The following is a 681-nucleotide window of genomic DNA, read 5'->3' as shown; positions in this document are numbered from 1 at the left end:
CCGCAATTTGAAGCTAACTTCGGTTTCCATGCCAACGTATTTGTCAAAGTAACCAACAGCAGTACTTTTGAAGACATTACTTTGAACAAAATGTCGATTCGCGGTGTGAGTATTCCTGACGCAACCACCCCTGGTGATGTTGATGTAGGTACTCTATTCAGAATCTTCGATGACTCTGGTACGAGCATTGAAGGTGTGCTTGACTCTGCATTCCAACAATTGCTTGATGGTTACTGTAATGTTGGACAAACGATTCCTGCTGGCGAGACCTATGCTTGTTTCGTTCGTGTTCAACTCTTCAATGCACTTGGTATTTTCGATACCTTCAGCGCCTCTGGTGCAGATGATGGTATTGTTATAGAAGTGCTGGATGATGACGGTAGTATTCGAGCTGCAGAAGTGGAAGTTACGGTTCAAACTCAAGATGTGATTCAACCTTAATGTTTGAATGCACTAAAAATCAGTAAGGCCTACCTTAAAATAAATGCCAGTCAGAACTTCTGACTGGCATTTTTGTTTTTCTAGAGCAACTTGTCTAAGTCAACTTACTTGTTTCGACCTTTGCCTTTGCTCCCCGTAGAAGTACTCGTATCAGAACTACCAAAACCAATATTCACCGATGCAGAAGCCGTATTCACGCCATCACTGATGGTGTAACTAAAACTATCGCTACCTTTAAAG

The 681-nt window shown here is 42.0% G+C and carries 1 pseudogene; it reads left to right on the top strand.

Annotation, left to right across the window (positions count from 1 at the left end):
* Positions 1-441, top strand: a pseudogene (locus R7R24_RS27235) (hypothetical protein); the annotation flags it as partial.
* Positions 442-681 lie beyond the last annotated feature (240 nt).

Source organism: Vibrio sp. 704, assembly GCF_033339295.1.
Note: the sequence above shows the minus strand (reverse complement) of the source record. Positions and strands in the feature narration are given on the sequence as shown.